Annotated in this window: 22 protein-coding genes and 2 pseudogenes; 17 read left to right on the top strand and 7 right to left on the bottom strand. The window is 54.1% G+C overall.

The features are described 5' to 3' along the window. Positions 1-253: 253 nt before the first annotated feature. From priA to rraA, 7 genes and pseudogenes are all read left to right on the top strand, one after another. A pseudogene (gene priA / locus O1Q98_RS12555) lies at positions 254-2,453 on the top strand (primosomal protein N'). A 411-nt stretch (positions 2,454-2,864) separates the two neighbouring features. Then, complete coding sequence (gene cytR, locus O1Q98_RS12550) at positions 2,865-3,935, top strand: DNA-binding transcriptional regulator CytR (protein WP_125257889.1); 1,071 nt, start codon at positions 2,865-2,867, stop codon at positions 3,933-3,935. Between the two features lie 51 nt (positions 3,936-3,986). Next, on the top strand, positions 3,987-4,997 hold the full coding sequence (gene ftsN / locus O1Q98_RS12545; RefSeq protein ID WP_125257888.1) for a cell division protein FtsN: 1,011 nt from the start codon (positions 3,987-3,989) through the stop codon (positions 4,995-4,997). Positions 4,998-5,082: 85 nt separating this feature from the next. Further along, a complete protein-coding gene (gene hslV / locus O1Q98_RS12540) occupies positions 5,083-5,613 on the top strand; it encodes an ATP-dependent protease subunit HslV (RefSeq protein ID WP_125257887.1) in 531 nt (176 codons plus the stop codon). Between the two features lie 10 nt (positions 5,614-5,623). Beyond that, positions 5,624-6,955 (top strand): HslU--HslV peptidase ATPase subunit, encoded by a 1,332-nt coding sequence (gene hslU, locus O1Q98_RS12535; protein ID WP_125257886.1) that lies wholly within the window; start codon positions 5,624-5,626, stop codon positions 6,953-6,955. A gap of 293 nt (positions 6,956-7,248) precedes the next feature. Continuing rightward, complete coding sequence (locus O1Q98_RS12530) at positions 7,249-8,166, top strand: 1,4-dihydroxy-2-naphthoate polyprenyltransferase (protein WP_125257885.1); 918 nt, start codon at positions 7,249-7,251, stop codon at positions 8,164-8,166. A gap of 197 nt (positions 8,167-8,363) precedes the next feature. Further along, positions 8,364-8,849, top strand: a complete 486-nt coding sequence (rraA, locus tag O1Q98_RS12525) for a ribonuclease E activity regulator RraA (RefSeq protein ID WP_125257884.1) — start codon at positions 8,364-8,366, stop codon at positions 8,847-8,849. Between the two features lie 55 nt (positions 8,850-8,904). Here rraA and zapB read toward each other — a convergent pair whose 3' ends face one another. Then, positions 8,905-9,144 (bottom strand): septal ring assembly protein ZapB, encoded by a 240-nt coding sequence (gene zapB, locus O1Q98_RS12520; RefSeq protein WP_125257883.1) that lies wholly within the window; start codon positions 9,142-9,144, stop codon positions 8,905-8,907. 573 nt (positions 9,145-9,717) lie between these two features. Between zapB and O1Q98_RS12515 the strand changes: the two genes are divergently transcribed. From O1Q98_RS12515 to fpr, 4 genes are all read left to right on the top strand, one after another. Further along, entirely contained in the window at positions 9,718-10,563 is an 846-nt protein-coding gene (locus tag O1Q98_RS12515) for an MIP/aquaporin family protein (protein ID WP_125257882.1), read from the top strand. A gap of 26 nt (positions 10,564-10,589) precedes the next feature. Then, the gene (gene glpK, locus O1Q98_RS12510) at positions 10,590-12,101 is read left to right on the top strand and encodes a glycerol kinase GlpK (protein WP_125257881.1); all 1,512 of its coding nucleotides are present in this window, start codon (positions 10,590-10,592) and stop codon (positions 12,099-12,101) included. Between the two features lie 136 nt (positions 12,102-12,237). Next, positions 12,238-13,248 carry a class II fructose-bisphosphatase gene (gene glpX, locus O1Q98_RS12505; RefSeq protein ID WP_125257880.1) on the top strand — a complete coding sequence of 337 codons (1,011 nt, stop codon included), beginning with the start codon at positions 12,238-12,240 and terminating at the stop codon, positions 13,246-13,248. A 159-nt stretch (positions 13,249-13,407) separates the two neighbouring features. Next, complete coding sequence (gene fpr / locus O1Q98_RS12500; RefSeq protein ID WP_125257879.1) at positions 13,408-14,154, top strand: ferredoxin--NADP(+) reductase; 747 nt, start codon at positions 13,408-13,410, stop codon at positions 14,152-14,154. 16 nt (positions 14,155-14,170) lie between these two features. Here the strand turns inward: fpr and O1Q98_RS12495 are convergent, their stop codons facing one another. Then, on the bottom strand, positions 14,171-14,602 hold the full coding sequence (locus O1Q98_RS12495) for a DUF805 domain-containing protein (protein ID WP_125257878.1): 432 nt from the start codon (positions 14,600-14,602) through the stop codon (positions 14,171-14,173). Between the two features lie 170 nt (positions 14,603-14,772). On the opposite strand from O1Q98_RS12495, the gene O1Q98_RS12490 reads away from it, so the two are divergent. Together O1Q98_RS12490 and tpiA are read left to right on the top strand one after the other, a co-directional pair. Beyond that, positions 14,773-15,369, top strand: coding sequence for a DUF1454 family protein (locus O1Q98_RS12490; protein ID WP_164512933.1), 597 nt, complete (start codon positions 14,773-14,775; stop codon positions 15,367-15,369). 141 nt (positions 15,370-15,510) lie between these two features. Continuing rightward, positions 15,511-16,282 (top strand): annotated as a pseudogene (tpiA, locus tag O1Q98_RS12485) (triose-phosphate isomerase). Between the two features lie 90 nt (positions 16,283-16,372). Here the strand turns inward: tpiA and O1Q98_RS12480 are convergent. From O1Q98_RS12480 to O1Q98_RS12470, 3 genes are all read right to left on the bottom strand, one after another. After that, a complete protein-coding gene (locus tag O1Q98_RS12480) occupies positions 16,373-17,059 on the bottom strand; it encodes a hypothetical protein (protein ID WP_125257876.1) in 687 nt (228 codons plus the stop codon). A gap of 202 nt (positions 17,060-17,261) precedes the next feature. Then, the gene (gene bhsA / locus O1Q98_RS12475; RefSeq protein ID WP_125257875.1) at positions 17,262-17,507 is read right to left on the bottom strand and encodes a multiple stress resistance protein BhsA; all 246 of its coding nucleotides are present in this window, start codon (positions 17,505-17,507) and stop codon (positions 17,262-17,264) included. Positions 17,508-17,916: 409 nt separating this feature from the next. Continuing rightward, positions 17,917-20,574 carry a class I SAM-dependent methyltransferase gene (locus O1Q98_RS12470; protein ID WP_240632689.1) on the bottom strand — a complete coding sequence of 886 codons (2,658 nt, stop codon included), beginning with the start codon at positions 20,572-20,574 and terminating at the stop codon, positions 17,917-17,919. 467 nt (positions 20,575-21,041) lie between these two features. On the opposite strand from O1Q98_RS12470, the gene O1Q98_RS12465 reads away from it, so the two are divergent. Next, positions 21,042-21,680, top strand: a complete 639-nt coding sequence (locus tag O1Q98_RS12465; protein ID WP_125257874.1) for an acyl-homoserine-lactone synthase — start codon at positions 21,042-21,044, stop codon at positions 21,678-21,680. On the opposite strand, the gene O1Q98_RS12460 is transcribed toward O1Q98_RS12465, so the two are convergent. Beyond that, positions 21,646-22,398 (bottom strand): helix-turn-helix transcriptional regulator, encoded by a 753-nt coding sequence (locus O1Q98_RS12460; RefSeq protein ID WP_125257873.1) that lies wholly within the window; start codon positions 22,396-22,398, stop codon positions 21,646-21,648. The genes O1Q98_RS12465 and O1Q98_RS12460 overlap by 35 nt on opposite strands. A gap of 379 nt (positions 22,399-22,777) precedes the next feature. Further along, positions 22,778-22,903: a hypothetical protein gene (locus O1Q98_RS12455; protein WP_269975596.1), complete on the bottom strand. Its 126-nt coding sequence runs from the start codon at positions 22,901-22,903 to the stop codon at positions 22,778-22,780. A 180-nt stretch (positions 22,904-23,083) separates the two neighbouring features. Here O1Q98_RS12455 and O1Q98_RS12450 point away from each other — a divergent pair, with 180 nt between their 5' ends. Genes O1Q98_RS12450 through O1Q98_RS12440 form a run of 3 tightly spaced genes read left to right on the top strand, consistent with a single transcriptional unit; the run spans position 23,084 to position 25,660 of the window. Continuing rightward, positions 23,084-23,392 (top strand): hypothetical protein, encoded by a 309-nt coding sequence (locus O1Q98_RS12450; protein WP_125257872.1) that lies wholly within the window; start codon positions 23,084-23,086, stop codon positions 23,390-23,392. Further along, positions 23,385-24,716 (top strand): type III PLP-dependent enzyme, encoded by a 1,332-nt coding sequence (locus O1Q98_RS12445; RefSeq protein WP_125257871.1) that lies wholly within the window; start codon positions 23,385-23,387, stop codon positions 24,714-24,716. Before O1Q98_RS12450 ends, O1Q98_RS12445 begins: the two co-directional genes overlap by 8 nt. After that, a complete protein-coding gene (locus O1Q98_RS12440; RefSeq protein WP_125257870.1) occupies positions 24,713-25,660 on the top strand; it encodes a hypothetical protein in 948 nt (315 codons plus the stop codon). Before O1Q98_RS12445 ends, O1Q98_RS12440 begins: the two co-directional genes overlap by 4 nt. Positions 25,661-25,668: the final 8 nt, after the last annotated feature.

Raw genomic sequence — 25,668 nt, 5'->3', positions numbered from 1 at the left:
AACAAAACCCGCGCGGCTGCGCATGTCATGTGCAATACAGGGTGTGAAGGCGGCGGATCATACAGAAATTAGCCAGCCGATGCAATCTATCGCACGGCAACATCGCACGCGACAACCATTGCACAAGTCGCCACCGCACAGTACCGTGGCAACGATTGTACGCTAAGAAAAACTGTCGCGTGTACTACCACAAAGACGGCTCACGACACGAGACGATAGCCAACCCCGGATGACACCTTTGAACACCCAGACTCTGTCCATCGTTCAGGTTGCCCTGCCAGTGCCGCTGGCGCGCACCTTCGATTACCGACTTCCTGACGGTTGCGCCACGGCTGCACCGGGAATGCGCGTCAGTGTGCCTTTCGGCCACCGTAAAATGACCGGCATTATTACCGCACTGAGTCACCAGAGTGAACGACCTCCAGAGCAACTTAAAGCCATCAATGAGGTGCTGGATGACGCCCCGCTCTACCCTGAAAGCTTATGGCAAATGTTGCAATGGGCGGCGCAGTATTATCACTACCCTTTGGGGGAAGTGTTATTCCATGCGCTGCCGGTGTTACTGCGTCAGGGGAAACCGGCACACAGCGCCCCACTCTGGCAGTGGTTTGCAACAGAACAGGGTCGCGCGACCCCGCTGATGACGTTAAAACGAGCCCCCAAGCAGCAACAGGCGCTGGCTGCGCTATTGCAGGGGCCGCTCTACCGTCACCAAATCGCCCAGAGCGGCCTTACCGAAGCGCCCCTTCAGGCCCTGCGCACCAAAGGGTTATGCGATTTGCGTGCGCAGGTGCAGCCCCGGCAGGATTGGCATGGCGCGTTTAGTCTGGCAACGGAGCGGTTACGGCTCAACACCGAACAAGCCACGGCAGTCGGCGCTATTCGCAGCGAAGACGATCGTTTCGCCGCCTGGTTGCTGGCGGGGATTACCGGCTCGGGCAAAACCGAAGTTTACCTCAGCGTGTTAGAAAATATCCTGGCGCAGGGTAAACAGGCGCTGGTGCTGGTGCCGGAAATCGGCCTCACACCCCAGACCATTGCGCGTTTTCGCGATCGTTTCAATGCGCCGGTCGAGGCGCTGCACTCAGGGCTCAATGACAGCGAAAGGCTCTCAGTCTGGCTGCGAGCCCGTGCAGGGGAGTCAGCGATTGTTATTGGCACCCGTTCTGCGTTGTTTACCCCCTTTGCCCGTCTGGGCGTCATCGTGATTGATGAAGAGCACGACAACTCCTACAAGCAGCAGGAAGGCTGGCGTTACCACGCCCGCGATCTGGCGGTCTTTCGCGCGCGACAGGAAAACATTCCCGTCGTGATGGGCTCCGCCACCCCCGCGCTGGAAACTCTCTACAACGTGCAGGTAGGAAAATATCGCCAGTTGCGTCTTAGCAAGCGCGCCGGTAACGCGCGACTGGCACAACAGCATTTACTGGATTTGAAAGGATTACCGCTTAACTGTGGTTTGTCGCAGCCGTTAATCGAACGTATCCGTCAGCATCTGGCCGCAGACAATCAGGTGATTTTATTCCTCAACCGTCGCGGCTTCGCGCCGGTGGTACTGTGCCATGAGTGCGGCTGGATAGCGGAATGCCAGCGTTGCGACAGTTACTACACATTACATCAGCATCAGAAAATGATGCGCTGCCACCACTGTGACAGCCAACGCCCCATACCGCAGCAGTGCCCGCAACTGCGGCTCAACTCATCTGGTGCCGGTGGGACTCGGGACTGAACAACTGGAGCATGCCTTACCGGCGCTCTTTCCCGACACGCCTATCACCCGTATCGATCGCGATACCACCAGCCGTAAGGGAGCGCTGGAACAACAACTGGCCCATGTACGTCAGGGCGGCGCCCGCATTCTGATAGGCACCCAAATGCTGGCCAAGGGCCACCACTTTCCCGATGTGACGCTGGTTGCGTTGCTGGACGTTGACGGCTCGCTGTTCTGCGCCGATTTTCGCGCCACCGAACGGTTTGCCCAGCTCTATACACAGGTGTCAGGGCGGGCAGGGCGCGCGGGCAAAGCCGGTGAAGTGGTTTTACAAACGCACCACCCTGAACATCCGTTGCTACAGACCCTGCTACACCAGGGCTATGATGCGTTCGCCAGCCAGACCTTAAAAGAGCGCCAGAGCGTTTTTCTGCCGCCATTCACCAGTCATGCGTTATTCAGAGCCGATGACCATGATAACCAGCAAGCCAGTGTGTTTTTGCAACAGTTACGCAATTTGCTCGATGCCAGCCCGCTGCGCGACGAGTCACTGTGGGTCATGGGGCCGACACCGGCGTTACAGCCCAAAAGGGCCGGCCGCTTTCGCTGGCAGTTGCTGTTGCAACATCCATCGCGCACCACACTACAGCGGCTGATTCGTACCACGCTGGTACTGATAGAAACGCTGCCGCAAGCACGCAAAGTAAAATGGGTGCTGGATATCGACCCGACGGATAACTGACAGAGCAAGCCCGCCGATTCTGCACCACGGCTCCGGCACTGCGCCACCGCCAATCGCTGTTTTTGCGGCGCGTACCGAAAAACCATGCATCGGCACGGCAAGGGCGTAAATTATTTGATAAACCTTGCCTTTAACCTGTTAAGCGCGGTGGTGAAAGCAGTATGCTGATTGCAGTGCATAGGCCAATCACATACCTATTTCCAGCATAACGGCTTACCTGGCGGTGTTCGCTCTGTGCGCAGGAAAACTCAGCGCACAGGGAAACGAGCCCCGGTCTGCCCACGCTCGCGCGGTTTCCACGCCAAAAGCGGCATTCCGGCTACGGGTTGTACACTCATCCAGCAGAGCACACGCCCATTGACCACAGCCTGAAGAGCGCGCCAGGTCACACTGACGCAAGGAGAAAATACATTGGAGCAGAAAAAATTTACGCCACCTGCGACCATGAAAGATGTCGCCGACAAAGCAGGCGTCTCTACGGCAACAGTGTCACGCGCGTTAACCAGCCCGGACAAAGTCTCAGCCCTCACGCGTAAAAAAGTCGAGCAGGCGGCACAGGCCGTAGGCTACTCGACGCAAAATTTATCCCGCAACCTAAAACGGCATGAATCACGCACCATTCTGGTACTGGTGCCGGATATCTGCGATCCCTTTTTTAGCCAGATGCTGCGTGGCATTGAAGAAACGGCGGCGCAACGCGGCTATCTGGTCTTGATTGGCGATTGCGCCTACCAGCGTAACGGCGAACGAACGTTTGTTGACTTAATCACCGCCCGTCAAATCGATGGAATTTTGCTGCTGGGCTCGCCGCTGCCGTTTGATGTCAGCAAAGAGGAGCGACGCCACCTGCCACCGATGGTGATGGCGAACGAGTTCGCCCCCGAACTCGATATGCCGACCGTACATATCGACAACCTCACCGCCGCATTTGAGGCCGTCTGCTATCTTCATCAGTTGGGGCATCGACGCATTGCCTGTATCGCAGGCCCTGAGCAGATTCCACTCAGTGAATATCGGCTACAGGGGTATATACAGGCGCTACGGCGCTGCGGGTTAACGGTCGATAACCAATATATTGTTCACGGCGATTTTAGCTATGACGCCGGTGCCAAAGGGTTGGCTCGGCTAATGTCGCACCCTACCCCGCCTTCGGCGCTGTTCTGCCATAGCGATATTATCGCGCTGGGCGCGCTGACTCAGGCGCGAAAAATGGGCCTGGACGTGCCGCGCGATCTGTCATTGATTGGTTTTGACGACATAGAACAGGCCAACCACTGCTTTCCGGCGCTGACGACCGTCTCCCAGCCGCGCTATGAAATCGGGCGAGAAGCGACGCTATTACTGCTGGCGCAATTGCAGCAACACAAGGTGCGCAGAGGGTCGCGCCTGATGAGTAGTCAATTGATTATCCGCGACAGTACCGCTGTACCGGCATCACAGGTTACAGGCTTTAAGAATTCAGGTGCTGGTCAAATATTTTAGGGTTCAGTAACATGGCGACCTGTTACTTATTTTCTTCGCAACGAAACGATTGTGGCACAACGAGACTATGTCAGCCGGGGACGCTCTGCAACGAGCCGGAAAAAAACATCCAACCGCAAACGGGGAGGCTCCTCAGGCGTATCCAAAACCATGATGGCGCTGGCGGTTGCCGTGTTGGTCACATTCGCCGGTGGGCTTTACTTCATCGCACACAATAAATCGGACGACTCGCCGGTTTTGCCGCGTCAGAGCAGCAAAGGCAACGGTTTGCCGCCTAAACCTGAAGAGCGCTGGCGTTATATTAAAGAGCTGGAAAATCGCCAGATTGGTGTTACATCGCCAACAGAGCCATCAGCGGGGGGAGAAATTCAATCGCCAGGGCAACTGACCGATGAGCAGCGGCAATTGCTTGACCAGATGCAGTCAGACATGAAGCGCCAGCCAACGCCGCTCAGTGAGGTGCCGTATAACGACCAGAGTCAGGCACCGGCTCGCACAGCCCCTAAATCACAAATGGTGATCCCCGCCGCACCGGGCGGTAACACCGTGACTCTGCAACCGAGTACGCCACGCGCCGCGACACCGCCGGTACCCAGTGTGCGTCACGCCGCGCCTGCCGCCAGCGTACAATCGCCTGCGGCCAGCGCGCCAAAAGCACCGGTGGCCGAGGTGCGTAAACCGGAACCGCCGGTCAGAGAGAGCGCCAAAGCTGAGAATGCCAAATCAGACAACGTTCGGCCTGAAACGTCAAAAACCGATAAAGCCAACGCCACGAAACCCGAGGTTAAGCCTGAAGCGAAACCAGAGGCTAAACCTGAGGCCAAACCGGAGAAAGAGCAGCGCTGGATGGTGCAATGCGGGTCGTTTAAAACGGCGGAACCGGCTGAATCCGTTCGGGCAGAGCTGGCATTTGCCGGTGTAGAAAGCCGCATCACCAACAGCGGCGGCTGGCACCGGATCATCCTTGGCCCTTATAACAACCGCGCTACAGCCGATAAAATGGCGCAAAAACTCAAAGGAATGGGCCAGTCTAACTGTATCCCGTTAGCCAGCGGGGGTTGAAAACCCTCCCCCCTCACCCCATGTTTACCGTCAATATGCCCCGCGTTCGCGCGGGGGCCTTTCTCTCAGTAACGGGGATACACTCGTGACAACAATTGTAAGCATACGCCGCAATGGTCTGGTGGTAATCGGCGGTGACGGCCAGGCCACATTAGGCAACACCGTAATGAAAGGGAATGTGCGCAAAGTGCGCCGCCTGTATAACGACAAAGTGATTGCCGGATTCGCTGGCGGCACTGCGGATGCCTTTACCCTGTTTGAATTGTTCGAGCGTAAGCTGGAATTACATCAGGGCCATCTGGTGAAAGCGGCGGTGGAGCTGGCGAAAGACTGGCGTACTGACCGCATGCTACGGCGTCTGGAGGCTTTGCTGGCTGTCGCGGATGAAAATGCCTCGCTGATCATTACCGGTAATGGTGATGTGATTCAGCCGGAAAACGACCTGATCGCCATTGGCTCCGGCGGCCCTTATGCACAGGCCGCCGCCCGCGCCCTGCTGGAGAACACCGACTTGAACGCCCGTGAGATTGTCGAGAAATCTCTGGGTATTGCCGGTGATATCTGTATTTATACCAACCAGTTCCACACGATTGAAGAATTAGCCTCCAAGGCGTAAGGACCCCACTATGTCTGAAATGACTCCGCGCGAAATTGTCAGCGAGCTTGATAGCTATATCATCGGCCAACATCAGGCAAAGCGGGCTGTCGCCATCGCCTTGCGTAATCGCTGGCGCCGTATGCAACTCGAAGAGAGCCTGCGCCATGAAGTCACGCCCAAAAACATTCTGATGATAGGGCCGACCGGGGTGGGTAAAACCGAAATCGCCCGCCGTCTCGCCAAGCTGGCTAACGCGCCGTTTATCAAGGTGGAAGCGACAAAATTCACGGAAGTGGGTTATGTGGGTAAAGAAGTTGATTCCATTATTCGTGATTTGACCGATGTTGCGGTCAAAATGGTGCGCCAGCAGGCCATGGAGAAAAACCGCCATCGCGCGGAAGAACTGGCAGAAGAACGCATTCTGGATGTGCTCATTCCGCCAGCCAAGAATAACTGGGGGCAGCCGGAAGAGAGCAACGAGCCTTCCGCCGCGCGCCAGGCTTTTCGCAAGAAATTGCGCGAAGGTCAGTTGGACGATAAAGAGATAGAAATCGAGCTGGCGGCCGCTCCTGTTGGGGTGGAAATCATGGCACCGCCGGGCATGGAAGAGATGACCAATCAGTTACAGTCCATGTTCCAGAATCTGGCGGGTCAGAAACAAAAAAGCCGCAAGGTCAAAATCCGCGAAGCCTTCAAACAGTTAGTGGAAGAAGAAGCCGCCAAGCTGGTGAACCCGGAAGAGCTGAAACAGCAGTCTATCGAGGCCGTAGAGCAGCACGGTATTGTCTTCATCGATGAAATCGACAAAATCTGTAAGCGTGGTGAAAGCTCAGGCCCGGATGTGTCCCGCGAAGGGGTACAGCGTGACCTGCTGCCGCTGGTTGAAGGTTGTACGGTCTCGACCAAACACGGCATGGTGAAAACTGACCATATCCTGTTTATTGCCTCCGGCGCATTCCAGGTCGCCAGCCCGTCAGATTTGATCCCGGAATTGCAGGGTCGCTTGCCGATTCGTGTTGAATTGCAGGCTCTGACGACAGAGGATTTCGAACGCATTCTGACCGAGCCCAGCGCATCGCTCACCCGCCAATATCAGGCACTGATGGCAACAGAAGGCGTCAGCATTGCGTTCACGCCGGACGGTATTAGCCGAATCGCTCAAGCCGCCTGGCAGGTCAATGAGCGCACAGAAAACATTGGGGCGCGCCGTTTGCATACCGTTTTGGAGCGTTTAATCGAAGATGTGTCCTACGGTGCCAGTGAAATGAACGGCCAAACCGTGACCATTGATGCAGATTATGTGAGTCGTCACCTTGACGAGTTGGTAGCAGATGAAGATCTGAGCCGATTTATCTTATAATCCGTGTTCACGGACTGCACTGATGACTCAACAGTGGGAGGCCCATGCCTCCCACTGTTGTTTTTGTCAGCATTATCAGGCCTGCGATTTCAAAACGGTTGCATGTAATCTGTATGAAAAAAGACGCTTTTTGAACGGACGAAGCTTCTCTGAACGGATGAAACTTCTCTGAACAGATGAAGCGTCTCGGAACAGCACATCGCCTGCGCCGTAAGAACGTTGACTGCTGTTGCTGGCAACATACGCTGCCAGCAGCGCCCTGACACTCATTGATACCCTGACCGATTAACGCCATGACCCAACTGACACATAGCAGTAAAACCCAAGCCTGGTTAGACAGCCTGCGGCCTAAAACGCTACCGCTCGCCTTCGCTTCGATTGTAACCGGTACAGCGATTGCTTTCTGGCACGGCAGCTTTAAGCCCGGTGTCGCATTGCTAACGCTGATTACCGCCGGACTGTTGCAAATTTTATCCAATCTGGCTAACGACTATGGCGATGCCGTAAAAGGCAGCGACAAACCCGATCGCCTGGGCCCATTGCGAGGCATTCAAACCGGTGCCATCAGCCTGCCGGAGTTACGCCGGGCGTTATTCATCACCGTAGCGCTCACCGCTGTTGCAGGCAGCGCGCTGGTGGTACTGGCGTGCGAAAAACCCGTGGATATTGTGGTGTTCCTGTCTCTGGGCGTGTTGGCGATTCTGGCGGCGATTACCTATACCGTCGGTAACAAGCCCTATGGCTATATCGGGCTTGGCGATATCTCGGTACTGATTTTCTTTGGCTGGTTAAGCGTTGCCGGTTCCTATTACCTGCAAACCGGCTACTTCGACACCATCGTCATTCTGCCCGCAACCGCCTGCGGCCTGCTGGCGGTTGCTGTATTAAATATCAATAACCTGCGTGATATTGACAGCGACAGAGAGAATGGCAAAAACACGCTGGCCGTGCGCCTCGGCGCGCATAAAGCGCGTCGTTACCATATGCTGCTGTTAATGACCGCACCGGTTTGTCTGGCGCTGTTCGCCACGCTGTACCTGCATACGCTGGCAGGCTGGATGTTTATTCTGGCCCTGCCGCTTTTGGTACATCAGGGGCGCTATGTGATGCGCGAGACAGCCGCATTCAGCATGCGTCCCATGCTGGAGAAAACCGTTAAAGGCGCGTTGCTAACCAACCTGCTGTTCGCCGTCGGCGTGTTATTGAGTTGATGGCCGCCGCCACACGAACTTCTCAACGGTATGTCGGCATCGACAAGACGCCGGTATCAACAAGACGCTGTATCGGCCGGTGCTAAAAAACCGGCCTATCCCTGACGCCGGTCAAACCACTGTTGATGATTTTGCCAACAGTCAACAGAAAGGGATATACTCCCCCCACATTCTCAGCGGCGACAGACGTGGCTCCTATGAAATACGATACTTCCGAACTGTGTGATATCTATCATGAAGAGGTCAATGTCGTTGAACCTCTTTTTTCCAATTTTGGCGGGCGTAGTTCATTCGGCGGCAAAATCACTACGGTGAAATGCTTTGAGGACAACGGTCTGTTGTTCGATGTGCTGGAAGAAAGCGGCGCAGGTCGGGTACTGCTGATTGATGGCGGCGGCTCGGTCAGGCGCGCATTGATTGATGCTGGTCTGGCGCGGCTGGCAACCCAGAATGAATGGGAAGGCATCGTGGTTTACGGCGCGGTGCGCCAGGTTGATGAACTGTCCGAGCTGGATATCGGTATTCAGGCGATGGCGGCAACACCCGCAGGCGCAGCCAGCGAAGGCATCGGCGAGACAGACATCCGGGTGAATTTTGGCGGCGTGACGTTCTTCTCAGGCGATCACTTGTATGCCGATAACACAGGCATCATCCTGTCTGAAGACCCGCTCGATCTGGAATAACATGTCCAGACGTAAGATACGGGTATTACCGCCGCAGCGGCAATACCCGCAGAGATTACACTTCTTCCATCTTACCCAACAGCACACGCAGACGTTCCTGCCATGCCTGTTGTTCCTGCTTTAGTTGGTCGTTCTCGCGCACCAGAGCATCGCGGCTATCGGCTACGCTCTGCACTTCCTGCGACAACGTGTTGTTCTTCTCTTTCAGCTCTTCGATTTCCATCTGCAACAGCGTGATCGTGTCAATCGCCTGCTGAACTTTCGCTTCCAGCTTCTCAAACACTTCAAATGACATAACTTCAAACCCCTTTTGATCGCACGGCCTAGGCCGGTTAACGCAGACGTCATCACGAACAGATGAACCTCAGACGTTTGATCGCCGAATCTGATATTCATTGACCGCACAGCCGTCCCTTGACGGGCATAAACGTCTGACAAGTCAGCACATGATGATTGTATGTAGCCGGTCCAGAGCTGTCCAGCAACACCATAGGCAAAACCATAACTCTGCCTGCTTTTTCGCTGACAAGCTATCGGCATCGCCCCAAAAGATCTTTTGCCATCGTTAACGGGCGGTCATGTTAATGGATTCAACATTTGCGTTAACAGAATCTCGGCCACGAAAAATCCGAATTCTCACAAAATGGCGTTGATGACGCGAACTCGCTCATTTTCTTGACGCGTCACACACATTTTAATTTCGATATTTCTCGTTTTCGAACATTAACGATAAATTCACATCCGAAATACAAAAAGAGCCTGGCCGTTACCGTACTCGGCTCAACGAGACCAGCCTGATACGCAGGGTTCACCGCATGGCCTTGCATCCTCTTTCCCTACTGTAAACCCACAGGTGGAAACAAGCATCATGAGTCAATCTGAACTTTCCTCCCTTAAAGGCCAGTGTATTGCCGAATTTCTCGGCACTGGCTTATTGATCTTTTTTGGCGTTGGCTGTGTTGCGGCACTCAAACTGGCAGGTGCCAGTTTTGGATTATGGGAAATCAGCATTGTCTGGGGGTTGGGCGTCGCGATGGCGATTTACCTGACCGCAGCGGTGTCTGGCGCACATCTTAATCCTGCCGTGACCATTGCATTATGGCTGTTCGCCTGCTTTGACGGGCGCAAAGTGCTGCCTTATATCGTCTCTCAGGTGGCTGGGGCATTTTGCTCGGCGGCGCTTATCTACGGCCTGTACCATAATTTGTTCGATAACATCGAACAAACCCACAACATGGTGCGCGGCAGCGTGGAAAGCCTTGATCTGGCAGGCATTTTCTCCACCTACCCGAACCCGCATATTTCGGTACTTCAGGCGTTTTTAGTGGAGATGGTTATCACCGCTATCCTGATGTGCCTGATTCTGGCGCTCACCGATGACGGCAACGGTATTCCTCGCGGCCCGCTGGCGCCTTTGCTCATCGGCATTCTGATCGCGGTGATTGGCGCATCCATGGGCCCGCTCACAGGGTTTGCCATGAATCCGGCGCGCGATGTCGGCCCTAAACTGTTTGCCTACCTGGCAGGCTGGGGCAAGATAGCGCTCACCGGCGGTCGTGATATTCCTTATATTCTGGTACCGATTTTCGGCCCGATTGTCGGCGCTTGCCTCGGCGCGCTCGGCTACCGCGCCCTGATTGGCCGCAACCTGCCTTGTGACGTCTGTGCGGCTGACAGCGACAGCGCACCTTCAGCTCAAACCCGTAAGGTCTAACCCTCTCCCCGAACAGGATTACGTTTATGAACCAGGAAAAAAAATACATTGTCGCACTCGACCAGGGAACGACCAGTTCACGCGCCGTCGTATTGGATCATGACGCGAATATCGTCAGTGTGTCACAGCGGGAGTTCACCCAAATCTACCCGAAAGCCGGCTGGGTAGAACATGACCCGATGGAAATCTGGGCCTCACAAAGCTCAACGCTGGTAGAAGTATTGGCGAAAGCGGGTATCAGCAGCGATGAAGTCGCTGGTATCGGTATCACCAATCAGCGTGAAACCACGGTTGTTTGGGAAAAAGAGACGGGTAAACCTATCTATAACGCCATTGTCTGGCAGTGCCGCCGCTCTGCCGATATCTGTGAAAAGCTCAAAAAAGACGGGATGGAGGAGTACATCCGCGCCAACACCGGCCTGGTGGTTGACCCCTATTTCTCCGGCACCAAAGTGAAGTGGATTCTCGATAACGTAGCAGGCGCGCGTGAGCAAGCAAAGCGTGGCGAATTGCTGTTCGGCACCATCGACACCTGGCTTATCTGGAAAATGACGCAGGGCCGCGCGCACGTTACTGACTACACCAACGCCTCGCGCACCATGTTGTTCAATATCCACACGCTGGACTGGGATACGCGCATGCTGGAGGCGCTGGACATCCCACGCGCCATGCTACCGCAGGTGCGCCCCTCTTCAGAGATTTATGGCCAGACCAATATTGGCGGTAAAGGCGGCACCCGTATTCCTATCGCTGGTATTGCAGGCGACCAACAGGCGGCATTATACGGCCAATTGTGTGTTCAACCGGGGATGGCGAAAAATACCTATGGCACCGGCTGCTTCTTGCTGATGAATACCGGTAAAGAAGCCGTTCGCTCCAGACACGGCCTGCTGACTACCATCGCCTGCGGCCCGCGCGGTGAAGTGAACTATGCGCTTGAAGGCGCGGTGTTTATCGGCGGCGCGTCCATTCAATGGCTGCGCGATGAGTTAAAACTTATCAATGACGCCATGGACTCCGAATATTTCGCCACCAAAGTGAAAGACACCAACGGCGTTTACGTGGTGCCTGCGTTCACCGGCCTGGGCGCTCCCTACTGGGACCCGTATGCGCGAGGCGCTATCTTCGGGCTCACCCGTGGCGTCAATGCGAATCACATTATTCGCGCGACGCTGGAGTCTATCGCCTATCAAACGCGCGATGTGCTCGACGCCATGCAAGCCGATGCCGATACCCGTCTGCAATCATTGCGGGTCGATGGCGGTGCCGTCGCTAACAATTTCCTGATGCAGTTCCAGTCGGATATTTTAGGTACACGCGTCGAACGCCCGGTTATCCGCGAAGTCACCGCACTGGGTGCTGCGTTCCTGGCGGGCCTGGCCACCGGCTTCTGGAACGATCTGGATGAGGTGAAAAGCAAAACCGCGATTGAACAGGAATTCCGCCCCAGCATTGAAACCGTTGAGCGTAACGTTCGCTATCGTGGCTGGAAAAAAGCGGTAGAGCGCGCGCGCGCCTGGGAAGATCACGACGAGTAAATCACGCCATACTTTGATCGGGCGCGGCTATCGCGCCCGTTTTTCAGCGCCGTCAGCCATCTGCCATTTCCCCGCCTGTGCTACCATTACGCCCCAATCTCGTCTTTTCTTATCCCCCTTTTCAGGACTGCTATCCATGAAACGTGAATTAGCCATCGAATTCTCTCGCGTTACTGAAGCGGCTGCGCTTGCCGGTTACAAATGGCTTGGGCGCGGAGACAAAAACGCCGCCGATAACGCCGCCGTACAAGCGATGCGTATTATGCTCAATCAAGTCGATATCAATGGCCGCATCGTCATTGGCGAGGGGGAAATTGATGACGCGCCGATGTTGTACATCGGTGAACAGGTCGGTACAGGCCATGGCGATGCGGTAGATATCGCCGTTGACCCGATTGAAGGCACGCGTATGACGGCAATGGGCCAGGCGAACGCGCTGGCGGTACTGGCCGTCGGTGAGCAAGGCGCTTTTCTCCATGCACCTGACATGTACATGGAAAAATTGATCGTCGGGCCACAGGCCAAAGGCGTTATCGACCTCGACCTGCCGCTGGAAGAGAACCTAAGACGCATCGCCCAGCGGCTTGAAAAACCCTTGAACGAACTGACGGTGATCACGCTTGCCAAGCCGCGTCACGACACGGTCATCGCCGACATGCAGCAGCTTGGGGTAAAAGTCTTCGCCATTCCTGACGGTGATGTCGCCGCCTCGATTCTGACCTGTATGCCCGAAAGCGAAGTTGATGTGCTCTATGGCATCGGCGGCGCGCCTGAAGGTGTGATTTCAGCGGCGGTCATTCGCGCCCTGGATGGCGATATGCAAGGCCGCCTGCTGGCTCGCCATCAGGTGAAAGAAGACAACGAACACAATCGTCAGCTCGGCGAACAAGAACTGGCGCGCTGCCGCGAAATGGGCATTGAAGCAGGCAAGGTGCTGATGTTGAGTGATATGGCGCGTAACGACAATGTCATCTTCTCCGCTACCGGTATCACCAAAGGCGACCTGCTCAACGGTATCGCCCGGCGCGGCAACATCGCGACGACCGAAACACTCTTGATTCGCGGCAAATCCCGCACTATTCGCCGCATCAGTTCCACCCATTATCTGGATCGTAAGGACGCCGCGCTGCACGAATTTTTGCTGTAATGGTGCCGCAGCCGCACCGATTAAGCGCCGGGCCGCGATTGGCGGGCGCAAAAATCGAAGCGGGCGAAAGGTTTCACAGTTGTTAAAAGATAGCGTATGGTGAGGGTCGGGCAGCAAGCGGCCCTGAACGTCGCGTGATAACAACAGGAGCATGACATCATGGCAGAGTGGGTAACAGGCAAGGTCGTTGCCGTTGAACACTGGACGGAAAATTTATTCAGTCTGCGGCTAAGTGCGCCAGTCGCCCCGTTTAGCGCCGGGCAATTTGCCAAGCTGGCGCTTGAACTGGATGGCGAGCGTATACAGCGGGCGTATTCCTACGTTAATGCCCCCGATGATCCGCTACTGGAGTTTTATCTGGTCAACGTGCCGGAGGGCAAATTGAGCCCGCACCTGCACCGCTGTCAACCGGGTGATGAGGTGCTGGTCACGCAAGACGCCGCTGGCTTTTTCGTGCTGGAAGAAGTACCGGACTGCGACACGCTGTGGATGCTGGCAACCGGCACAGCGATTGGCCCTTATCTGTCTATTTTGCAGCAAGGCCACGACCTGGATCGCTTTCAGCACATTGTGCTGGTTCACGCCGCACGCTTCGCGCGTGACCTCAGCTACCTGCCGCTGATGCAACACTTACAGCAGCGCTACCCGGATAAACTGCGTATCCAGACCGTCATCAGCCGCGAGGAACAACCCGGCTCGCTGACCGGACGCTTGCCGACGCTTATCGAAAATGGTGCGCTCGAAGCCGCCGTCGGCCTGCCGCTTAACGCACAGACCAGTCACGTCATGCTGTGCGGTAATCCGCAGATGGTCAGGGATACCCAGCAATTGCTAAAAGACACGCGCCAGATGGCCAAGCACTTACGCCGTCGTCCCGGCCACATCACTAGCGAGCATTACTGGTAATTTCAGGCAGGTTCTGTCAGCGTTCGCTGTTACGCAACCGCAGCGGCTCACTGTGTGCGCCAAAGCGGTTCGCCCCTGAGGTGCCCGCTAGCAGCCCGCACTCCAGCAGCATCATGACCGCAATCAACACCGGTATAAAACGCTCAACCAACCACTGCACCAGCGCAGGCAGCATTGCCCAGTTACCGCTTCCCAGCATCCAGGCCACTATCAACAGCAGCGCCCAGCTACCTTTGCGATCGCGATCATGTAATCTTTTCACCAGCATTGCCGCCAGAGGCCACATCAGCACCACCAGCGCAAAGGCGGCCTTCTGTGTCTCAAGCCAGCCAATATCTGCCAGTACAAACAGCACCGCCATCAGTACCAGCACGAATACCATCCCCAGCCAGAAATCCCGGCGACCCAATCGGCCGCGAAATGAAAAACACCATTGTTGTATTGTCATCACGTTTATTCCTAAATGCTGTGCTACGGCAGGATTTTACCTTAAATCCATACGGGTTTTTCATCGCGCGTTTTGACAATCGCTCACAGATCCCGTTTTAATCACACAGCATATCCGCAACACCTGACGATGCAGACTGTCTTATGACAAAAATTGATGATGACAACAACATGATGAAAAATACCCTGCTGATACTCTGCTGCCTGTCAGTCAGCCTGCTGTGCCCGCCTTTCGTCAGGGGGGATACGCTCTTTCAACCGCGCGCGGCGGCCACGGCGCCGTATCTGTTACCCAGCGCCCCGACATTTGATATGAATCTGTTGCAGTTCCGCACCCGCTATAACCTGAGCAACCCTTCTCTGCCGCTTGGCGAGTATAAAGTTATCGATACCGGTGATGACTCGCCCGCGCTGATTCGCGCGGCCAGCCGCATCAATGAGCGTCTTTATTCATCCACGGCGCTGGAAAAAGGCACCGGAAAAATTAAAACCCTACAGATAACCTGGCTGCCAAAAGCGCGCGACCCCGACCAAAATGGCCGCCGTAAACAGGCCATCGATTATATGGCAGCCTTGCTACGCACCTTTATGCCGTCACTCACCGGCGAGCAAAGTCTGAAAAAAGTGGAAACGTTGCTGGAGAAAGGCAAAGGACAACGGTTTTACCAACAGACTGAAGGCGCACTGCGTTATGTCGTGGTTGATCACGGCGAAAAAGGGCTAACTTTCGCTGTTGAACCGATTAAGCTAACACTATCTGATTCGTGATCGCCTCGATAATTAGGCACGAAAAACAGAGCCACCACGCTATTTCAACTCTATACTATCGGCAGTTCGATACACTCGTCAGACTGGCTGCCTGACGCAGCCATGAATTGATTAACTGGCAATATGCCTGGAGGAAACAAGATGCGACATCCCTTAGTCATGGGCAACTGGAAGCTAAACGGCAGCACCAGCATGGTTCAAGACCTGATCGCCGGTTTGCGCAGCGAACTGAGCACCGTCACCGGTTGTGGCGTAGCCATTGCGCCGCCAGCCCTTTATCTGGATCAGGCCAAACATCAACTGGCCGGCAGCCGGATGTGCGCTGGGTGCCCAGAATGTGGACGTCAACCTCGCCGGTGCGTTCACTGGCGAAACCTCCGCTACGATGCTCAAAGACCTTGGCGCGAAATACATCATCATCGGCCACTCCGAACGTCGCACCTACCACCATGAAAGCGATGAGTTCATCGCGAAAAAATTCGCCGTATTAAAAGAAGCCAGTTTGATTCCGGTACTGTGTATTGGTGAAACCGAAGCGGAAAATGAAGCGGGCCAGACCGAAGCCGTCTGCGCACGTCAGTTGGACGCAGTGCTGAACACGCTGGGCGCAAAAGCGTTCGACAACGCAGTCATTGCCTACGAACCTGTCTGGGCCATCGGCACCGGTAAATCCGCCACTCCGGCACAGGCACAGGCGGTGCACAAATTTATTCGTGACCATATTGCCAGCCAGGATGCGGCCGTGGCTGAACAAGTGATCATCCAGTACGGCGGTTCCGTCAACGCATCTAACGCGGCAGAGCTGTTCACCCAGCCGGACATTGACGGCGCATTGGTTGGCGGCGCGTCACTGAAAGCAGATGCCTTCGCGGTTATCGTCAAAGCAGCGGCACAAGCCAAAGGGCTGGAATAACTCCCTTGCAGAGGCCGCCGATGCAATGGTGGCCTCGTCAACGGCTCTATATCGGAGCCGTTTTATCACCGCGCGAGTTTCTCCCCATCGTTATTTTTGCAAACGATAAACACCACTAAAACTGACATTCATTCCGCCGCACTCATTATTATCCGCGACAATCAGATGGCCGCTGGTTATGCGCATCACTCCGGCACACTCAAATTCTTTTGCTGGCGTCCCCCATTCCAGCTTATCGCTTGCTGGTCTGGCCGTCTGGGAAAGGCTGCCCATGTGTACAATTTCCTCACCGGAGGAAGACATGCCGCCACGCCAATACGCGCGGCCTTTTATGCGCAGCGTCCCGTTGTTTCCTTGCGCCAGAGTAATAACGTTCTCGCCATTACGCCATGTACCAAGCCAATCGCGGAAAACGGGGGCGGCAGTGGCCTGTTTTTCAACAAGACCTGATTGCAGCCAACCGACAAAGGTACTCTTCTTACCCTGATACCACACGCACGACCAGCCATCACGCTCTTGTGCGACCAGCACGCTATCCCCTTCTATCAGATAGGCTTTTTGCTGACATAACGCCTGATTCGCCGGGCAGCCTTTATCCGTATCATCATCATAGAAATAGGCTTTATTCCCCTCAGAGGCTTTGATTTTGGCACGGGCATACTGCCCGGGGTAATCGGGGAAATAGCCATCACGGCACATCGCCATGTCATAGTCAGACTGAGCCGCCAGACATGGCAATGAGGCCAGCAACACGGCACCCGCTATTATGGTTTTCACGGTATATCCTCCTTCGTCAATACAGGTTTATACCGCGCATGATACCGACGTCTCAGTGCCTGCCCCAATGCCTGGAAGACATAAAAAAACCGGGCAAAGCCCGGTTAAAACATAAGAATCAGACACAACAGACACAAAAGGAGGGCCGTCAATCAAGCCAGGGAGGAGAGGGAGAAGACACCCCGGCCAGGTTTACAACGCATTATTTAAACAGAACCGCATTGCCATGCAGCGTATCGTCGCCCTGAACGGCAGTTATCTGAAAAGATTTAGCACCGGCGGCATCCGCTTTGGCAGCCAGTTTCGCTTGCAGGCTATCCAGCGTGTTGGCAGTAGCAGAAACACTGCCGACTTCCTGGCCCTGTGGGTACTGTACTTCGGTCGCAGCGAAAGAACCTGCAGACAGGGTGCTCAGTACGATGGCAGCAAAAAGAGTTTTCATGTTCATGATAATTTCCTTCATTTTAAATTTTCGTTTGGGTTGTTCGTAAATGACAAGTCAATTATCACATTGGTTACTATTTGCGGTTTCACAAAAAGTGCGATCCATATCACACCCTTATGCAACTAAAATGAAAAATTCATCTTTTCATAGCGTTAGCTAAGGAAATGTTAGTTAAGAAAAGATTAGTTAAGAAAATTTTCGTACCTGACTGAAAACGTCCACCGCAGGCTACTGGCATCTTGGGCTGGCGGCAGAAGGCCTGGCGCAAAGTTTAAGGTGGAGGCTGAGGCTGAGGCTGAGGCGAAGAAGAACAGTCGATGGGGTTTACAGACAAGCGGTATGAAATGCGCCACCGGTCAACACCGGTAACGCAAGGTAACACTGATTGGACGCGATGACACATCATCCCGCCTCAGGGATGGCTCCACATGGAAGGGTAACTTTCTCCCTTATCATTCACCGCCACCACGCGGTAGTAATAGCCGCCGGAAGGGGCAGTCACGTTATCACTGTAGGTATTGGTCGTCACGGTCGCGATAGTCTGATAATTCCCCGCCTCGCTGCCGGAGCGCTGGACAGCGTAACGTGTCGCGCCAGAGGCGGCCGACCACGATAACGTTGTCACCCCTGCGCTGGTTTGTGCTTTGAGGTAGAGCGGGGTCGCCGGTACCGGTGCCGCATCACGGGTACTCTCCAGATACAACACCACACTGCTGCGTGGCGCAACGGTGATGGTGCCGGACTGGGTGCGCTGTGATACCAAATCCTGTGCGGCATTAAAACCAACCGGTGTTTTTAGCGGATAACTGTTGCGGCTACTGACGTTAAGCCCCATCAGGTAGTGGCCAAAGCGTAAGGCATAGAAATCCGCCTTACCCCGGAAGGGATCGCTGACGGAGGCGTCCGATGGCGTCGCACCCAACGGCAGAATCTCTCCGGCATACGCATTGTTGGGCGCATTGGGCGGCACATACTGATTCTGTTCTGGTTTATCTATCATATTGGCGCGGGTATAACTGGTGGTCGCGCGAAAAAGCGGTGTGGTTTCCAGCACGCCGTACTGATCATACCCCGGCGTACTAAAGTGAAAACGCGCCAGAGCATTGATACCCGTCCCCGCTTTAGCCTGCCAGTAAGCGCTTAACCACAGGCGCTCATCACCTTTTTTCAATGCAACGATGGCATTGTCTTCATCCACCCAGGCAAAATCAGGCTGGCCGTCAGTCATCGGCAAACGTGCGCCGCTGTCGCTGGCGGTTTTAATGGTTTGGTAATCAGCAAACACATCCAGCGCTTCAAACGCCGACTCCGCCCCGCTCAGGCTGGCAAAAAACTGCCCATCTTCAAGCATTTGTTTGGCATAACCGATGAGCGTGGCATCGTTACTGGCCGCAGCAACCCGCAACCCTTTTGCCCGTTCATTGGTATTGAGCGAGTCAACATAGGCGATATAACCGGCAAAATTACCGTCACTTTCATGCGCACCGCGCCAGGCCAGTAAGCCTATCGCCTCCATTGCCCGATAATTATTGCCATTCACAACATCGATAGCCGGGCGGCGAAACGGTGCCCGCGCCTTTGCCATTTTCACCATTTGCTGGCGAAAATCATCGCTACCGGTCACGCGAACATATTCCGCCAGATAGGACTGCAATTCGCCATAACCCGCACCGACATATCCCCATTCACGGGTTTGGCCCTTATCCGTCACCTGATAATAGGCACTGCCGTAAGGCGCACGGCCACCGCCATCCGGCAGGTCATTTCCCGTCCAGGGCAGCAGGCCCACCGCCTCTCTGATGTAACGTTGTGCCGTTTTTTCAGCGAATGCCCGGCGGTCGTTTAACACCAGCAGGCCTTTATTGGCAAAGTAGATACTGTTGCTGGCAATCATTGACTGATTGGTTAACGTGCGCCTGTCCTGAAGGCGGCCAAATTCACGGCTGGCAAACAGCATATCAGCCCAGGCGGTGCGTCGGGTTTTTGTGCCGCCGCTGCCATAACTGACTGACGCGTCGAGGATAGCCGGTGTCAGGACATCACGCAGGTAATAGATAGCCTGTCCTTGCACGCCAAAGCTGCCACCCCAGCCTTTTACCGTGGCGTTGTCAGCATAGTATTGCGTTGCGTAAGCATCCAGCCCGGCAACAACCTGGCTTATCACCGCCGGATTCTGTTCACCTTTCAGCCCGGCCACCGAATAGGCACGGGCAAGATAGCGCAGGTCATTCCCTGAAAGATTGGCCGTTGTCGGCGCGCTGGCAAGCAGGCTGGTAATGCGATTATTCATGGCGTTACGAAATGAACCGTTAACACCTAAAATCTCCTCCCCCGGTGAAGTGCGTGCCACAACGGAAGGTTCACGGCCCTGAGGTTCTGCCGAGACATCCAGAAAGGGATCAACGTGTGTATAAGCACGGTAAACCCCGCGACTGGGCGTATTCATGGCGTACTGATAGGGGCTGGCAGCATCAGGCCCTCCGGCTCCGAACGGATAGAGCCGACCGGTAGAAACGATTTTCAGGGTTATCGTACTGCGGCCTTTGGTCATCGTATAAGGCAGCAGCGTGGTGGAGTAAAAGAAGCGGCCCGGCAAGGGTTTATGCCAGTGAGCCACATTCAGTGGCATGTAGTCACCCTCATGTCGGTAGCCCACCTGATACTCCACCCCCTCCTTGACCACATACAGGTAAAGCCGACCGATAGCGGAATTAACATCATCATCACCCCACAGTTTGACAGACACATAGTTGCGCAACTGGGGGTCTACCTTCATGGTAAACGTCAAACTACCGCCATACATTCCGGCCGGGCTCAGAGGCAGTAACTGGCGCGCAGGCTCTGCCAATCCCCCAGTCAGTGTCTGGCTGCTGGCATCAGCAAAACCGTGATTTTTCTCTGATACGCTATCACCAAAGCGTATCTGGTCAATCGTCCCGGCAGGCAACGCGGCGGTCTGGTCGGTTTGTGCCGCCACCGCCGGGCTGGTGAGTATCGAGGCCGATAACAGTGATGCGGCCAGCACGACCGCTTGCCAGTACATACGGAACATCACGCTCTTTTTTTGCATATTTCAGTCCTTTGGTTGTGAGCCATCATCCTTGGGTTATATTCAGTGACAATGACGGCATATAATTACCAATGTAATATTTTTATTTATTATTATCACGAAACTTTATTTCCTACGCTATTTACACACCGGCACCAGCGGTTAACCCGCATGCGAAATCCGCTATCGCCACGTCTTATGCCCCCTGCCTTGCTCATCATGCAGAAAACATCGTGCCATTACTGAAATAATAACGTTATTTATGAGTGCCAGATCACAGAAAATCGGCAGCCCGATTCAATAAAAAATGGATTATATGAGCGACGCTTAAGGTAAAAATGGAAATAATTTGTCAACTAATAAAGCAAAAAGTTTCTTAAATAGATAAAAATAATCACTCTGGAAAAGTAAGTGGTAAAAACGTTACCATATATCCCATCAAACAGACTTCCGTGCTAAAAGACATAAAAGTGATAACAGGGGGACATATGTTAGAAATATTTGATGTGAGTTTTAGTTTAATGTCAAATAACAAGCTAGACGAAGTGTTTACGCTACGTAAAGAGACATTTAAAGATAGGCTAGACTGGCAGGTAAACTGTATTGATGGCATGGAATTTGACGAATATGATAATGAGAATACGACCTATCTTTTAGGCGTTAAAGAGGGAAAAGTCGTTTGCAGTGTCAGGTTTATCGAAATGAAATACCCAAACATGATTACCGGCACGTTTTATTCTTACTTCAACACACTCTCTCTTCCTGAAGGGAACTATATTGAATCCAGCCGCTTTTTTGTTGACCGCGATCGGGTAAGACATCTTATCGGCACACGTAACCCAGCCTGCCTCACGCTCTTTCTTGCCATGATCAATTACGCCAGAAAATATCACTACGACGGTATACTGACGATTGTCAGTCATCCAATGCTCACGTTATTAAAACGATCAGGCTGGCAAATTTCGATAATAGAGCAAGGATTATCCGAAAAGCAGGAGCGCATTTACCTGCTACTGCTGCCCGCCGACGATGAAAGCCGCCTTGCGCTGATTGAGCGCATTACACAAATGACGGCTGTCGAAACCGAGCGGCTTACGACTTTGCCTTTGTTGGTTCCACTGGCTTGATAAGATTCATCTCAACGCCAAGCCTGATTGCATGCTTGGCATTTAACACACCCAGCTTTTTAACGACATTACCAATATGAAATTTTACCGTACTGGTGGTAATGCCAAGAATAAGCGCAATTTCCTGATACGTTTTTCCCATGCTGGCCCAATATAAAATTTCATTTTCCCGCACAGAGAAAATATCCGCTTCCTCTGTTTTTTGATGATGTTTATTACGACTCATCTCTCTATACAGCGAAGTGATTTTTTCATGGGCGGAAATCAGCAACATTTGCAGCTTATCTTTATTATTATGAATGACGTCTTCCATTTCCTGACTACGGTTTTCTTCAATCATAAAAGATAATGTGGCCAGATTATTGCCTGGATCGTGCAAGACAAAGGTATAACCACTAACGATGTCATATTCTCTCGAAAGGTTAAATATTTTCGAGAATTTCAGTTTTGAACTGATCATCAGCTCATCATCCCAGGAGAATGGCGAGATTTTATTGATAGCCGTCAAAATGACAGGATCAATATGCTGATAGTTATTGTCCCGATATATTTCGACCCACTCCGGCGGATAATTAGAGATAATGACCACATCGGTAGGTTTCTTCTTATTCATGATCAGATAGGCGTACTTAAGCTCGCCATAGCGCTTTAACTTTCTGTTAAGATAGCTCTGTATTGTGCTATTGATGAAGTCAACGTTAGAGAATGATATAGACATCTAACTCTCCTAAAACCGAGTACGCAACTCAACCTGACCATAACGGCACGAAAGTATAGTATCAACCTATACCTAAGTCTAACTATCTTTCCCGATTCAAAATCTTTAGAATTTTCAGAAAATAACATAAAGCACCAAATAAAAAAATCTGCTCCCTTTTAAAGAGCAGAAAGCCAAATTGGCATGCACCAGGGAATATCTGTTAGTTTTTTCATTCCGTGATAAATAAATTTGATCGTGCAGGAAGTCGGTTATCAGAGCGCCTCGCGTGCAACGCTAACCAGCACCTTCTATCTGCAACAGGTATAAATGCGGAACGTATTGTTATTAACCCTTCTCTCTCTTACCGCTGCGTTGTCGTGGCTAAGAGAGAGAAAGGTCATTTTCTTCTCTCATCTTCTTCTCTCATCACGCCCGCTATTTTCATCTCCCCCTCATTTCCCGATACACCTATTATTTGCAGCATCACTTTACCCGTCGCCAGCTCTTCGGCAAGGTTTCGCACATCATCGCCATATAGCAAACATTCAGAGTGAAAATACGCAATATTGCGGCCATTAGAAGATACTATGGCCGATCTATCGCATTTCTGTAACCGCCGCCATCGCTCGCAATCTCAAACAAAACGCAGGCCTGCGACGAGTTTTATACTCGCATTCAGAAACACTGAATGAAGGGGAAGGAAATGGAGCACACGCTGGTCAGTCATGATGATGAAACCTTGCACACGCTGCTGCGAGATAAACTGGTTGCGATTGGCGTTGATAATGGGCGAATTAAAGCTATTTTTGAGGGTTGTGCGCTGTTCGGCGCGGAAGGCGTACTGGATTCGATTAATATCGTAAGCCTGATTGCGGTATTAAGTGACCACTGTGAGGCCACTTATCATCTGAAGGGGGATTTGTTCAATCTGGCGGATGAGCGCCTCTTTGATGCCTTCCAGACGCTCGATAGCCTGACCGGTTTTCTGCGTGAGCGACTCCATCATGGCTAATCCGGTTCACACACCGGTTTTAAGCGACCCCATCACCGATGGCTACCTCGAAGAGGTCGCCATTGATGAGATTGCCCGTCGCATCGCAACACCGTTTTATGCCTATAGCGCCCGCCAGTTACGCCAGCAGCTCACACAGCTCTGGCAGTACCTGCCGCACGAAACTGCCATTTATTACTCGCTGAAAGCCAACCCCACGCTCTCCATCGTCAAAACGCTGGTCGAGCAGGGGGCCGGATGCGAGGTATGTTCGCCCGCCGAGCTGGAAACCGCCCTGGCCGCCGGGGTGTTACCTCAGCATATTCTCTATGTCGGCCCAGGGAAGTCGGCGGCGGCGTTGACCCGCGCGATTGATTGCGGCATTCGCGCCATTGTCGTGGAATCCGTCACCGAACTGGACAACATCAACCATCTGGCCGCGCAAGCGCACACCGTACAATCGGTGGCACTACGCATTAACCCCGATTTTAGCAGTGAACATGCCCGGCTGGTGATGAGCGGCAAAGCGACGCAATTCGGCATGACGCTGGCAACCGTGGAGACGGTACTCGAGGCGTTGCACCGTTGGCCACACGTCAACCTTTGCGGTTTTCATATTTATCTGGGCACGCGGATCCTGCACGCTCAGGCGATCGCTGATAATACGCGCAATATTCTGCAACTGGCGCTGACATTGCGCGAACGTTACCGCTTAACGCTGGACTTTGTCGATGTGGGCGGCGGTTTCGGCGTGCCCTATTACCCCAAAGAAACGCCGCTGGATTTGCCTGCGCTGGGCGAGGCCATGACCCCGATTATGGCGGCATTCCGCCAGCAAGCGCCCGGCACTCAAATCGTCATCGAACTGGGGCGCTACCTGGTTGCGCAGGCGGGTGTCTTTGTCACCCGGGTCAACACGCTAAAAACCGCCGGTGGTAAAACCTTCGCCGTCTGCGACGGCGGGGCGAATTGCCACAGTGCCGCCGCCGGGCTAAACAGCCTGCGGCGTAAAAATTTTCCGCTGCTGCGGCTCGGCGATAATCACGGGCGTCCGCTTCAGACTTACCAAATCAGCGGGCCGCTGTGTACCCCTACCGATTTGCTGGGCGATAACGTGCAACTCCCGGCACTGGACGTTAATGACCTAATTGGCATCACCCATTCGGGTGCCTATGGGCTGACGGCATCGCCGGGCGCGTTTTTAAGTTTTGGCGCGCCTGCGGAGGTGATGGTCGATGGTGCGCGCCTGACGCTCATCCGCCAGCCAGAAACCACCGCGCAGTTGTTAGCTCGCCAGCAACCGATCGCGCTTGATGCCCCTCAGCCCGCCCAGGAGCCATCATGACGGTATGTTTTCAGCCCGATGACGTGGTGTGGCGCACGTTTCACGATGAGGCGGCGGACTTGCTGGCTCCGCACGCGAATGCGGAGCTGATGGCCGACTATTTGCAGGCATTTTTCCACTCCCATCATGACCCGCGTCAGCCGCAGGCAGACACGCTCACCCGCTGGCTAAACAGTGAGTCACACAGCTTTAGCGCCATGGCGCTGGCACTCTTGCCCGAACTTCAGGCGCGTCGGCCAGTGATATCCAGCCAGCTTGATATGGTGGTGCTGGCGCACTGGACACCGGATAGCGAGCTCGGATGCGCTGTCACCAATGCGTTGATTCACGCCTGTGACGCGCCGCAGGCATTTGGCTTCTCAGTGTGCGATCGCGCGCTGGCAGCCCCGCTGTTCGCACTCCAGGCCATTAATGACGCGCTGGCAGATGGCCCGCCGACAGAGGCTGGCGATCATCACGCAACGGCTCTGTTGCTGATTGCCGATCAGGCCAACGCGCCCTACGCCAGCGGCGCGCTGGACGCGTTAACGCCACAAAATACCGCTTGCCTGATTCGGCTGGAAGCGCGCCCGCCGCAACAGGCTTGCGGTCTGGTGTTTGAAGGCTATTACCGCCAGCCCTACAACGCAGACGGGCCGACCGCCAGCACATTGGCGTCGCTACTGGCGCAGATAACGCCATCCCCCTTATCCGGCGCGGATAACTGGCCGCTCACGCTGGTTGCAAGCCCTGCCCTGCTGGCGGCGGTGGCGGATGAAAGTATGCCAACGCTTGCGCTGAACGAGACCCTGCTGTGCGCCGCGCCATTTATTCGCCTGAAACAGCAGGCCCGGCCAGGCTGCCGCTATTTGCTGCTGGTGCAGGAAACACGCCACCTGACGGCGTGCGTTTTACGCTATCAACCTGACGGCGACAGGCGCTATACGCCTTCCCCTTTCAGATAAGGATGCAT

Origin of the sequence: Dickeya lacustris, assembly GCF_029635795.1 — a bacterium.
Taxonomy (GTDB): Bacteria; Pseudomonadota; Gammaproteobacteria; order Enterobacterales; family Enterobacteriaceae; genus Dickeya; species Dickeya lacustris.
Note: the sequence above shows the minus strand (reverse complement) of the source record. Positions and strands in the feature narration are given on the sequence as shown.

Bases quoted from the DNA above. Each gene is read 5' to 3' on its own strand.
- hslU (WP_125257886.1), top strand. From the start codon at position 5,624: ATGTCTGAAATGACTCCGCGCGAAATTGTCAGCGAGCTTGATAGCTAT.
- O1Q98_RS12530 (WP_125257885.1), top strand. From the start codon at position 7,249: ATGACCCAACTGACACATAGCAGTAAAACCCAAGCCTGGTTAGACAGC.
- rraA (WP_125257884.1), top strand. From the start codon at position 8,364: ATGAAATACGATACTTCCGAACTGTGTGATATCTATCATGAAGAGGTC.
- zapB (WP_125257883.1), bottom strand. From the start codon at position 9,144: ATGTCATTTGAAGTGTTTGAGAAGCTGGAAGCGAAAGTTCAGCAGGCG.
- O1Q98_RS12515 (WP_125257882.1), top strand. From the start codon at position 9,718: ATGAGTCAATCTGAACTTTCCTCCCTTAAAGGCCAGTGTATTGCCGAA.
- glpK (WP_125257881.1), top strand. From the start codon at position 10,590: ATGAACCAGGAAAAAAAATACATTGTCGCACTCGACCAGGGAACGACC.
- glpX (WP_125257880.1), top strand. From the start codon at position 12,238: ATGAAACGTGAATTAGCCATCGAATTCTCTCGCGTTACTGAAGCGGCT.
- fpr (WP_125257879.1), top strand. From the start codon at position 13,408: ATGGCAGAGTGGGTAACAGGCAAGGTCGTTGCCGTTGAACACTGGACG.
- O1Q98_RS12495 (WP_125257878.1), bottom strand. From the start codon at position 14,602: ATGACAATACAACAATGGTGTTTTTCATTTCGCGGCCGATTGGGTCGC.
- O1Q98_RS12490 (WP_164512933.1), top strand. From the start codon at position 14,773: ATGATGAAAAATACCCTGCTGATACTCTGCTGCCTGTCAGTCAGCCTG.
- bhsA (WP_125257875.1), bottom strand. From the start codon at position 17,507: ATGAACATGAAAACTCTTTTTGCTGCCATCGTACTGAGCACCCTGTCT.
- O1Q98_RS12470 (WP_240632689.1), bottom strand. From the start codon at position 20,574: ATGCAAAAAAAGAGCGTGATGTTCCGTATGTACTGGCAAGCGGTCGTG.
- O1Q98_RS12465 (WP_125257874.1), top strand. From the start codon at position 21,042: ATGTTAGAAATATTTGATGTGAGTTTTAGTTTAATGTCAAATAACAAG.
- O1Q98_RS12460 (WP_125257873.1), bottom strand. From the start codon at position 22,398: ATGTCTATATCATTCTCTAACGTTGACTTCATCAATAGCACAATACAG.
- O1Q98_RS12450 (WP_125257872.1), top strand. From the start codon at position 23,084: ATGGAGCACACGCTGGTCAGTCATGATGATGAAACCTTGCACACGCTG.
- O1Q98_RS12445 (WP_125257871.1), top strand. From the start codon at position 23,385: ATGGCTAATCCGGTTCACACACCGGTTTTAAGCGACCCCATCACCGAT.
- O1Q98_RS12440 (WP_125257870.1), top strand. From the start codon at position 24,713: ATGACGGTATGTTTTCAGCCCGATGACGTGGTGTGGCGCACGTTTCAC.